The 9,705-nt window shown below is 52.9% G+C and carries 12 protein-coding genes and 2 pseudogenes; 7 read left to right on the top strand and 7 right to left on the bottom strand.

All coding sequences use genetic code 11. From position 1 onward, the window contains the following. Positions 1-77 precede the first annotated feature (77 nt). The 7 genes from GOB86_RS16560 (at position 78) to GOB86_RS13720 (ending at position 6,536) form a co-directional block, all read left to right on the top strand. Positions 78-2,867, top strand: coding sequence for a type I restriction endonuclease subunit R, EcoR124 family (locus GOB86_RS16560; protein ID WP_198912049.1), 2,790 nt, complete (start codon positions 78-80; stop codon positions 2,865-2,867). A 208-nt stretch (positions 2,868-3,075) separates the two neighbouring features. Beyond that, positions 3,076-3,414 (top strand): type II toxin-antitoxin system RelE/ParE family toxin, encoded by a 339-nt coding sequence (locus GOB86_RS13745; protein WP_165993147.1) that lies wholly within the window; start codon positions 3,076-3,078, stop codon positions 3,412-3,414. A gap of 1 nt (position 3,415) precedes the next feature. Continuing rightward, entirely contained in the window at positions 3,416-3,715 is a 300-nt protein-coding gene (locus GOB86_RS13740; RefSeq protein ID WP_165993145.1) for a helix-turn-helix domain-containing protein, read from the top strand. Positions 3,716-3,952: 237 nt separating this feature from the next. Then, the gene (locus GOB86_RS13735) at positions 3,953-4,450 is read left to right on the top strand and encodes a helix-turn-helix domain-containing protein (protein ID WP_165993143.1); all 498 of its coding nucleotides are present in this window, start codon (positions 3,953-3,955) and stop codon (positions 4,448-4,450) included. 354 nt (positions 4,451-4,804) lie between these two features. Continuing rightward, entirely contained in the window at positions 4,805-5,440 is a 636-nt protein-coding gene (locus tag GOB86_RS13730) for a ParA family protein (protein ID WP_165993142.1), read from the top strand. Further along, positions 5,437-5,763, top strand: coding sequence for a ribbon-helix-helix domain-containing protein (locus GOB86_RS13725; RefSeq protein ID WP_019089445.1), 327 nt, complete (start codon positions 5,437-5,439; stop codon positions 5,761-5,763). Before GOB86_RS13730 ends, GOB86_RS13725 begins: the two co-directional genes overlap by 4 nt. Before the next feature lie 212 nt (positions 5,764-5,975). Further along, positions 5,976-6,536 (top strand): recombinase family protein, encoded by a 561-nt coding sequence (locus tag GOB86_RS13720; RefSeq protein WP_165993140.1) that lies wholly within the window; start codon positions 5,976-5,978, stop codon positions 6,534-6,536. A 64-nt stretch (positions 6,537-6,600) separates the two neighbouring features. Here GOB86_RS13720 and GOB86_RS13715 read toward each other — a convergent pair whose 3' ends face one another. From GOB86_RS13715 to GOB86_RS16200, 7 genes and pseudogenes are all read right to left on the bottom strand, one after another. Then, positions 6,601-6,930: a helix-turn-helix domain-containing protein gene (locus GOB86_RS13715; protein ID WP_062247725.1), complete on the bottom strand. Its 330-nt coding sequence runs from the start codon at positions 6,928-6,930 to the stop codon at positions 6,601-6,603. Beyond that, entirely contained in the window at positions 6,918-7,196 is a 279-nt protein-coding gene (locus GOB86_RS13710; RefSeq protein WP_041247997.1) for a BrnT family toxin, read from the bottom strand. Before GOB86_RS13710 ends, GOB86_RS13715 begins: the two co-directional genes overlap by 13 nt. Before the next feature lie 182 nt (positions 7,197-7,378). Then, positions 7,379-7,789 carry a hypothetical protein gene (locus tag GOB86_RS13705; RefSeq protein WP_165993138.1) on the bottom strand — a complete coding sequence of 137 codons (411 nt, stop codon included), beginning with the start codon at positions 7,787-7,789 and terminating at the stop codon, positions 7,379-7,381. 249 nt (positions 7,790-8,038) lie between these two features. Further along, a pseudogene (locus tag GOB86_RS13700) lies at positions 8,039-8,296 on the bottom strand (Tn3 family transposase); the annotation flags it as partial. Positions 8,297-8,779: 483 nt separating this feature from the next. Continuing rightward, a complete protein-coding gene (locus tag GOB86_RS13695; protein WP_165993136.1) occupies positions 8,780-9,286 on the bottom strand; it encodes a MucR family transcriptional regulator in 507 nt (168 codons plus the stop codon). Continuing rightward, positions 9,279-9,545 carry a conjugal transfer protein TraD gene (locus GOB86_RS13690; protein WP_165993134.1) on the bottom strand — a complete coding sequence of 89 codons (267 nt, stop codon included), beginning with the start codon at positions 9,543-9,545 and terminating at the stop codon, positions 9,279-9,281. The genes GOB86_RS13695 and GOB86_RS13690 overlap by 8 nt, the downstream gene beginning before the upstream one ends. Positions 9,546-9,609: 64 nt before the next feature. Beyond that, positions 9,610-9,705, bottom strand: a pseudogene (locus tag GOB86_RS16200) (conjugal transfer protein TraD); the annotation flags it as partial.

The following is a 9,705-nucleotide window of genomic DNA, read 5'->3' as shown; positions in this document are numbered from 1 at the left end:
GAGGACCAGTTCGTCGTGCGGTATCGCGTCGGCTGCGGCTTGCTCATCTCACCTAGCTACCAGAATGGATTCACCCCGTGAATCCCTCGCTACTATTTGCGCAACAAAGCCATGGTCGTATCCAAAATATCTATCTGGTTGATAAGGCCAATATTTGTCGCAACAAGGTTCAGGTCATCAAGCAGTTCGAGCAAGCGGGCACTCATGCGAACCGCTACGATGTGACCATTCTGGTAAACGGGCTGCCGCTGGTGCAAGTCGAGCTGAAAAAGCGCGGTGTCGCCATTCGGGAAGCGTTCAACCAGATCCACCGCTACAGCAAAGAGAGCTTCAACTCGGACAATTCGCTCTTTAAGTATCTCCAGATCTTTGTAATCTCGAACGGCACGGACACGCGCTACTTCGCCAACACGACCAAACGCGACAAGAACAGCTTTGACTTCACGATGAACTGGGCGCAGGCTGATAACAGCCTGATCCGGGACCTGAAGGATTTTACGGCGACCTTCTTTGAGAAGCGCACGTTGTTGAACGTGTTGCTGAACTATTCCGTTTTCGACGTCAGCGACACGCTGCTGGTGATGCGTCCCTATCAGATCGCGGCGACTGAACGAATTTTACGAAAGATCAGAAGCTCGTTCGAAGGCAAGACGCTTGGTAAGCCTGAAAGCGGGGGATATATCTGGCACACTACGGGCTCCGGCAAAACGCTGACCAGCTTCAAGGCGGCCCGCCTCGCCACGCAGCTCGACTTCATCGACAAGGTCTTTTTCGTGGTCGACCGCAAGGACCTCGATTACCAGACGATGAAGGAGTATCAGCGTTTCTCCCCGGATAGCGTCAATGGATCGGACAGCACCGCCGGATTGAAGCAGAACCTCTCCAAGGATGACAACAAGATCATCGTCACGACTATCCAGAAGCTTAACAATCTGATGAAGAGCGAGGGCGGCCTGCCGGTCTATACCCAGCGCGTCGTCTTCATTTTCGACGAATGCCATCGTAGCCAGTTTGGTGAGGCACAGAAGAACCTCAAGCGGAAGTTCAAACAGTTCTGTCAGTTTGGCTTCACCGGCACGCCGATCTTTCCAGAAAATGCTTCGGGTGCGGAGACGACGGCCAGCGTATTCGGGAGCGAACTTCATTCCTATGTGATCACCGACGCGATCCGCGACGAGAAGGTTCTGAAGTTCAAGGTCGACTACAATGATGTGCGCCCACAGTTCAAAGCGATCGAAACCGAACAGGATGAAAGTAAGCTGACCGCCGCTGAAAACCGGCAAGCTCTTCAGCATCCCAAACGAATCGCCGAGATCTCCCAGTACATTCTCGATAACTTCCGCCGCAAGACGCATCGTCTCTATGGAGACAATAAAGGCTTCAACGCCATGTTCGCGGTGAGCAGCGTTGATGCAGCCAAGCTCTATTATGAAAAGCTGAATGCACTTCAGGACGGTAGCGACAAGCCGTTGAAGATCGCGACCATCTTTTCATTCGCTGCCAACGAAGAACAGGATGCGATTGGCGACATTCCTGACGAGAGTTTTGAGGTTTCGGCGCTGAACAGCAGCGCCAAGGAATTCCTGAACGCCGCCATTGCGGACTACAACGCCTGTTTCCGAACAAATTTCAGCGTCGATAGCAAAGGCTTCCAGAATTATTACCGGGATCTGGCGAAACGGGTGAAGTCCAAGGAAGTCGACCTGCTCATTGTGGTTGGCATGTTCCTGACTGGCTTCGACGCGCCAACCCTGAACACGCTGTTCGTCGACAAGAATCTACGTTTTCACGGCCTTATACAGGCCTACTCCCGTACCAACCGCATTTATGATGCGACCAAGTCCTTCGGCAATATTGTTACCTTCCGCGACCTGGAAGAGGCGACCGTCAAGGCAATCACACTCTTTGGCAACGCCAATACCAAGAACGTCGTTCTGGAAAAGAGCTATTCAGAATACATGGAAGGTTTTACGGACCAGACGACAGGCGAGGCGCGGCGAGGCTTTATCGATGTCGTCCGTGAGTTGAAAGAGCGTTTCCCCGATCCCACTGCCATCGAAAAGGAAGCGGACAAAAAGGCCTTTGCAAAGCTGTTCGGCGAGTATCTCCGTGTTGAGAATATCCTTCAGAATTATGATGAGTTCTCTACCCTGAGAGAGTTTCAGGAGATCGACGAGAGTGACCCCGAAGCGATGGGCGCGTTCAAGGAGCGGCATCATCTGAATGATGGTGACGTTGACGAGCTCAAGAGCATCGAGATGCCTTCTGACCGAAAGGTCCAGGATTACCGTTCGACCTACAATGATATTCGGGATTGGCTTCGCCGTGAAAAGGCTAGCGCCGAGCAGGGTGAGTCAACGATCGACTGGGATGATGTCGTCTTTGAGGTCGACCTTTTGAAGTCCCAGGAAATAAATCTGGATTATATTCTTGAGCTAATTTTCGAGTACAACAAAAAAACGAAGAGCAAGTCAGAACTTGTTGATGAAGTTCGTCGTGTCATTCGCGCCAGTATTGGTAACCGCGCGAAAGAAAGCCTCATCGTCGATTTCATCAATCAGACAAACCTAGATGAACTGGGGGACAAGGCGGGGGTGATTGAGGCGTTTTTTGCTTTCGCACAAGCCGAACAACGCCGGGAAGCGGAAGAACTGATAACCGATGAAAAATTAAACGCGGAGGCCGCCAAGCGCTACATTGCGACGTCGATCAAGCGCGAATATGCGAGCGAAAACGGCACAGAGTTGAACTCGATCCTTCCCAAAATGAGCCCGCTTAATCCACGATACCTGACCAAAAAACGAGATGTATTCCAACGCATCTCTGCGTTCGTTGACAAATTTAAGGGTGTTGGCGGAAAAATTTAGGCATGTTCACGACTGGATATGTCACAGTCTGTCCTAATTAGACTATAGTCAGATTGGGACAGACCGGAGCCACGGTGTATCAAGGGCTACATGGTGGTTTTTCCGGGAGATTTCAGATGTGACAACATGCGGGCTATGAAGTTGTCCCGCTGGAGACGCTTTCATTATCATCTCTTGCTAAAAATACGGCAATGCCGCATAAAGAGTTATGCATTCAGTTATAGAAACCCCGATCTTTACCAAGAGGGCAGATGCTCTTTTGAGCCGTGAAGAACGGGCAGAACTCATTCGGCTGCTTGCTGAGAACCCACGCCAAGGTGACGTTATCCCCGGAACTGGTGGCGTTAGAAAGCTAAGATTTGCAGGGTCAGGTCGAGGTAAGAGGGGCGGTGTTCGGGTCATCTGGTATGTCGCGAGTGACCGGATTCCTATTTATGCCTTGTTGATCTACGGCAAGAATGAACAGGACGATCTTACGCCAGACCAGAAGAAAGCCATGGCTTCTATGGCTGAACGCATAAAGAAATCAGATCAAGGAGGAACTTAACATGGCAGAGCAAATGAACATTGCCGATGAACTACTTACCTCCATGGAGCAGGCCGTAGGTATTGCCGAAGGAACTGTGAAGCCCGGTCGTATCTGGACGCCTCCTGAAATCAATGTTGCTGATATTCGGAAGCGAACGGGGCTTAGCCAGGTGCGTTTTGCCGAGCGATATGGTTTTAGTGCCGCTGCTGTGCGTGACTGGGAGCAGAAGCGCCGGACACCAGAAAAGGCTGCCCGCACGTTGCTGATGCTTATCGATAAAGAACCACAGGCGGTGGAGCGTGTGCTTGTTGGCGTGTGATGCTCTTGCCAGACTCATCTTCGCAGATACATAATGCCTGAAACGACGAAGCCCTTGGAGCTACTAACTCCAAGGGCTTCAAAAACTCGCTATAGCGCGGCGAGGTGGACTTGATGCAAGAGGTGGTGGAACACCTATTGCGTCCAATGCTGATATTGTAAGGATAACCGAAGCCGGTTTCAAGCCTTAGATCAGCAGGAGAGAGGATGCCTCGCCTTTTTGAAAGGCTTTTTGGTTGTGACCTCTTTCGCTTCTACTCTCTGGACACTCACACAGAGCCGCACCATCACGGCAAAGACGCATCTTGTCCTTCAGGCGCTCGCCAGCTTTCAGGGATATCGTGGTCTCTTTCCGTCGCACGAAAGCATCGCATCCCGATCTGGTTGCTCTGTTAGAACCGTTATACGGGCCTTAGAGGCCGCTTACCGGCTGGGCATAGTCACACGGACGCGGCAACGTCAGAGGGTGTCAGGGCGCGTCTGTAACGGCGTTAATCGTTATCGTCTGATCATCAAGCCATTGGAGCAAGCCAGAGCCGCCGCCGTACATTATACGCAACAGCTACGTGAAGCCCTTAGCCGCAGGAAACAGGCGTTTCTTTCTAAGTGCCAAAATGACAGCGAACCTCATATTCAGAGTAATTTATTTAATGCAGAGCCAGTTTCAGCAGCCGGAATGTCACATAATGACCTGATACGATGGTGTGAAAGTATAGGATATCGGGGCAGCACCTAGTCTCACTTCTTCCAACACACCAAAAACCAGCACCGTATGGCTCAGGAATAGGGAGCATGTGAGACCGCACGGGTATAAACTCGGCCTTACTTAGCCCGAACAGATGTATCGAAAGTTCGTTCAAGGTTGCTGCAAGGTTCGCAGCACATATGTCGGAGATTGTCGAAAGGTTTGCGCTAAATTTGCAGGTGTATGTCTCTTTTTATGGCGTAAGAATATCATGTTAGTTGTGGGCAGGACAGGTAATGTAACGTCACGGCAGGCCGTAACGCGACATCACGCCTGCTTTATTCGCCTACCGGCTCAACAGGATATTGAACACATGAACACCCATTCACCCGAAAAGGCGAAACCATGAAAACGGGAAAGATTGTGGTCATCTCAAAGCTGAAAGGCGGTTCAGGTGCGACAACACTCACCCGCGAACTGGCTGCGGCGGCACTAGATGCAGGGCAATCGGTTGCTATCATCGACCTTGATGCACAGGGTAGTCTAACGAATTGGTGGAACCGTAGGACAGCAGCTAACCCAGACGTAGGGCCTAAGCTAATCCAGTTATCACCCGAAAAGCTATCTGATATGATGGAGAAGCTACGGGGTAAGTTTGATCTGGTCTTAATAGACACGCCGCCAAGCACGCATGACGCCTTGCGGAAGATTGCCAGCAAAGCAGATATGGCCGTGATACCTACCAAACCAACGCCGGACGATCTGGACGCGGTGGGGCCGGTCATTCGTCAGCTGCGCGGTGTTGTGCCTATGGCGTTTGTGATTAGTCAGATCACCAGCAAGCGCAGCCCTGATGCAGTGGAGGCGACCGAATTACTTTCCGCCAGAGCGCCGGTCATAGGTCGCACCGTCATTCGCGTGGGTTACTATCGGGCAGCCGGTGCGGGGCAATCTGGGTTCGAGACTGACAAGACTGTCAGAGAAGAAATTGCCACCGTTTATGATAACCTCATGGCCCTGTTAGGAGATTACCACGCATGAGCAAGCGGCCTTCCCTTGGTTCCATTGGCCTTGATCTGGACGATATAGAGGCCAAGCCCGCCAGTGGTCAGAAAGTAGCAGCCTTCCATGAGCAAGCGCTTACACAGCCGCCACAGGATAAACCAGGGGCTTATGTCAAAGACAAAGCGGTGAATATGACGGTCTATCTCTTGCCGCATGACCACAAGCGACTGAAACAGCTTGCCGTTGAGCATGATACTACCATTCAAGCGTTAGTCATGGATGGGCTGGATGTGATCTTAAAGGACAACGGGCAGGAACCGCTCACCCGCTGGAAAACCAGACGTAAGCCGAGGGGGTGAACACCTTATAAGCTGGTCAGTGTTTCACCCTTTCAAGTTTTCGGGTGAATGGGTGTTAAGCCGACTGTCAGGCGAGCATACTTTTCTGGACACTTCCGGCCTTGGCTGAGAACCGAGCTTTTCGAGTGTCAGGAAAACACAAAAAACGAATTTATTGACATATTGTCAGCGTATTCCTTAGGTGTTTTCTGACACATAAGGGAGCGTTCATCATGGCCGGTCAGATCATCGCCTATGTTCGGGTATCAAGTGTTGACCAGAACACGGACCGGCAGAGGTTCGATGGGGTGAAGGTGGATAAGACCTTCACGGACAAATGCTCCGGCGGCACGCGGAACAGACCAGCCCTCATCGAGATGCTGCGTTATGTAAGGGAAGGTGACACCATCATCTGTCACAGCATCGACCGGCTTGCTCGTGACCTTCAAGACCTATTGCATCTTGTGGAGACACTCACAGCCCGTGGCGTAGGTGTTCGGTTTATCAAAGAAGCCCTGACGTTCGAGGGGAACACCTCGCCCATGCAGACGATGATCCTGCAAGTGATGGGGTCTTTCGCTCAATTTGAGCGGTCCTTAATCAAGGAACGCCAGCGCGAAGGGCAACAGGCTGCCAGAGCCAAGGGAAAGCTACCCGGACGCAAGAAATCCCTGTCACCGGATCAGATCACGGAACTAAAGGCCCGCGTTTCTGCCCATGAGCCAAAAGCCCAGATTGCCCGTGAATTCGGAATAAGCCGGGAAACGCTTTATGCGTATCTGAAGGCAGTCTAGCAAGAAGGGGCCTTTTGCGGGAGGTGCACCTCATTGCTCCTGATCCCGCTTCTCTGTGGTTCGATCAGGCTACCATCGCTCGGCGCACCGCATCGGGTTCACGCCATAAGACACGCAGAAGCGTCCGCACCGCCGGGTCAAGGCTCACACGGCCCTGCTCCCAGTTCCGCCATGTCGCCACCGGCACACCGGCCAGAGTGGCAATGTCTGTCTGGGTCAGCTTCAACTGGCGGCGCACCGTCGCAGGAGACGGATAGGCTGGCCCCGGCAGATCGCTTTGTGTCCCATCTTCGCGGGCCTGCTGGTCAATCTCTGCGGCCGTCGTCGCCTGAACGCGTGCCCGATTGACCCGACCGCCACGCCGTTTGATGTCTGCCAATGTCAGTTTTGCCATTTGATCCACTCCTTCCGGTGCATCTTCCGGGCCGAGATGATGCGCAGACACGTCCCGCGCACCGTATAAACGACCATAAACGGAATACCCTCAATCAAGCCTGCGGCCCGGATACGGGGTTCTCCATAGTCCTTACGGTCGTCCGGTTTCTGAAGAACAGGCCCCAGAAAAATCTGGGCTGCATATTCGAAATCGAACCCCCTCTCTTCAAAGCAGGCATCGCTTTTTGCATCGTCCCATTCAAACTCAATCTCAGGCCCTGTCATGCTCCTTTATATACGCTGTTAGCGTAGCTTCGCAAGGCATGTCAGCAAGTGCGGAGCGCTCATGTGAGATCACAGGGGGCTCGTTCCATTCGTAGACCCCTCACCATGCCTCTGACACCGCGCTGTTTTGACCCAGAACTCACTCTCTGAGGCAGACCGGGACACGCCCATATTCGTGACATTTATGTGCGCTTCTTGCCTTCCCACACAGGCAATCCGGCGTATTCAACCGATCCCTGTGCCATGCGGATATCCTGACGGGTTGAATTCGCACGCGTCAGAAGCAGGATTTCCAGCACCATAGCCATGAGTTCGTCCGGGATGCCATCTGGCTCCTGTGGTTCGGTTGTTTCCGGTACCGTGGGTTTACCAGCAACCTTCTGGTTCATGTCATGCAGCAGGTCTGTGACCCGTCTCACCTCATAATCAATGTCCACCAGTCTTTCATGCATATTGACCAGTTTGCGGTCACTTTTGGACTGTCTCAAAACAGCGTCCCGAATATAGCCAGACACGTTGCCATCAAGAGCAACCTCCTGAAGCCATTCAGCTTCGTTTTCGGTGAATCTCACCGTATATTTGCGTTCGCGCATGACGGTTCCAGTCCAATGGATATCATTTTGTCGGACGCATTATCGCAGGAAACTGCCAAAAAATCAATGAAATGCCCGACGCGCGTCAGACGCACAAACTGTATAGATCGGACAAAGTCTTTTGTTTTCAATGCGTTATGCAGTCCAGCGGACTGCGTCATGTGTATAGACAGATTAAGGGGTCACGACACGAAAGTGTATTTTACGTACGCTTAGGGTGAACACCTACAGAACCGCCAGCATTGGGGTTCAAGCGACAAGCAGGGATGCAGGCACCCGAAGCGGTCGTAACGCGTCGACGTCGGGTTGTTCATCGACATTCCAGCGATAGTCCCCTGTCAGAGAGATATGCTCCCAACCGAGGGGTGCAATATGCCGCGCCAGGTCATCGGAAATGCCGAGCGTTACGATGGAAGACTGAAGATAGCGCGTATTCCATAGGATAACCGCTGCCACCAGCAGGTTTAAACCTGACGCCCGATAGGCCTGATTTTCAAAACGCCGATCCCCTGTTCGCATCTGGGGTTCAACGTGACACCCATGACTATTTCACATGCTGACATCCCCCATATAGACGAGGCACAACGCATTATAATTTGTGGCATGTATCTCTTACGAAACAGTGCCAATATCTACACCCCAGTGACGCATCCGGCGCTCGCCCCGCCACAGGATGTCGAACGCTACCGATTTCGGCATAAGCACGTCTTTCACAGTAGGGACTCTGCGAGAGCGTTCCATAGGTGTTCACCCCAAGCGTACGCAACACGCACTTTCGTGTAGTCAGCCCAACTGGTACAGTCATCTGCACGATATCCGTCCTGGCCGTCATCATGACAGGCATGTTGCCCGCCTGATCATCAAGGGCGACCTCGATCCTGTCGAGGCGGTCTTTCCGTATACCGGAACCCGGCGGCCTCACGAATATTACTGGTAATCTTCAGCACGGGAATGAGGGATCGTTCCCGCGTTCTGTTTCCGTCTGGATTTTCAGGCCAGTTTTGGCCTGCGGCCACGTTTTTTCTCCGGTACATGCGTGACCGGCACCTGATCTTCAGCAGTGGGGGCTATAACATCAGGTGCGGTCCTGGCTACCCGTCCCAGTCCGATTTTCTGTGCCAGGGCAGAGCGTCGGGCTGCATAGGTGGGTGCTACCATCGGGTAGCTTGCAGGCAGGCCCCATTTCTCCCGATACTGTTTTGGCGTCATGCTATAGGCGGACTGGAGATGACGCTTGAGCATCTTCAGTTTTTTTCCGTCTTCCAGGCAGACAATGTAATCTGGAAAGACCGATTTCTTCACAGGCACGGCCGGTACCAGATTCGGTGTTTCGGTTGTCGTCTGTTCCAGACTGCCGAGTGCCTGAAACACCTTGGCGATGAGGCCGGGCAGAGTATCCGCCGGAACCGTATTGCTGCTGACATAGGCCGTGACAATCCGGGTCGTCAGTTCCCGCAGCGTGTCTGTTTCAGATGATTGTGTTTCGTAGTCAGTCATGGTCGTTTCCGTCTGTTGTCCTGTCATGTTCCTGGTCCCTGTCGAAGGCATGAAGCCCAGCGCGCCTCCAGCGCGTTTTCAGATCAACCGGAGTGGTATCATTGCCACCCTGAAGCTGTGCCGCAATGTCCAGGAACGCCCCGAGCAGGGTGGCGCGGTCATCATCGGTCAGATCAACCAGTCCCGCCTTCTGAACCAGACCGCCCAGTTCGATCAGATGATGGGTCCGTTCCCGTCGCGCCTTCGCCCAGTCGCGCATGTCGGTGCGTGCCTTTCGTGCCTGATGGCGATGGATCAGGGCCGCCTGCTTCCTGATCCGTCTTTCAAGCGCCAGAAGCTCCGCTCTGATCGTTTCCGGTTCCTTTCCGGTTGCCCTTTTTCCCGCCTGTCTGAAAGAACGCCGTCCCCCGTTCGGTCCA

This window comes from Acetobacter lambici, assembly GCF_011516885.1.
Lineage (GTDB): Bacteria > Pseudomonadota > Alphaproteobacteria > Acetobacterales > Acetobacteraceae > Acetobacter > Acetobacter lambici.
Note: the sequence above shows the minus strand (reverse complement) of the source record. Positions and strands in the feature narration are given on the sequence as shown.

Coding starts and splice junctions, on each gene's coding strand:
- GOB86_RS13730 (WP_165993142.1), top strand. CDS start 4,805: ATGAAAACGGGAAAGATTGTGGTCATCTCAAAGCTGAAAGGCGGTTCA.
- GOB86_RS13705 (WP_165993138.1), bottom strand. CDS start 7,789: ATGCGCGAACGCAAATATACGGTGAGATTCACCGAAAACGAAGCTGAA.
- GOB86_RS13740 (WP_165993145.1), top strand. CDS start 3,416: ATGGCAGAGCAAATGAACATTGCCGATGAACTACTTACCTCCATGGAG.
- GOB86_RS13710 (WP_041247997.1), bottom strand. CDS start 7,196: ATGACAGGGCCTGAGATTGAGTTTGAATGGGACGATGCAAAAAGCGAT.
- GOB86_RS13690 (WP_165993134.1), bottom strand. CDS start 9,545: ATGCGCGACTGGGCGAAGGCGCGACGGGAACGGACCCATCATCTGATC.
- GOB86_RS13745 (WP_165993147.1), top strand. CDS start 3,076: ATGCATTCAGTTATAGAAACCCCGATCTTTACCAAGAGGGCAGATGCT.
- GOB86_RS13725 (WP_019089445.1), top strand. CDS start 5,437: ATGAGCAAGCGGCCTTCCCTTGGTTCCATTGGCCTTGATCTGGACGAT.
- GOB86_RS13720 (WP_165993140.1), top strand. CDS start 5,976: ATGGCCGGTCAGATCATCGCCTATGTTCGGGTATCAAGTGTTGACCAG.
- GOB86_RS13715 (WP_062247725.1), bottom strand. CDS start 6,930: ATGGCAAAACTGACATTGGCAGACATCAAACGGCGTGGCGGTCGGGTC.
- GOB86_RS13695 (WP_165993136.1), bottom strand. CDS start 9,286: ATGACTGACTACGAAACACAATCATCTGAAACAGACACGCTGCGGGAA.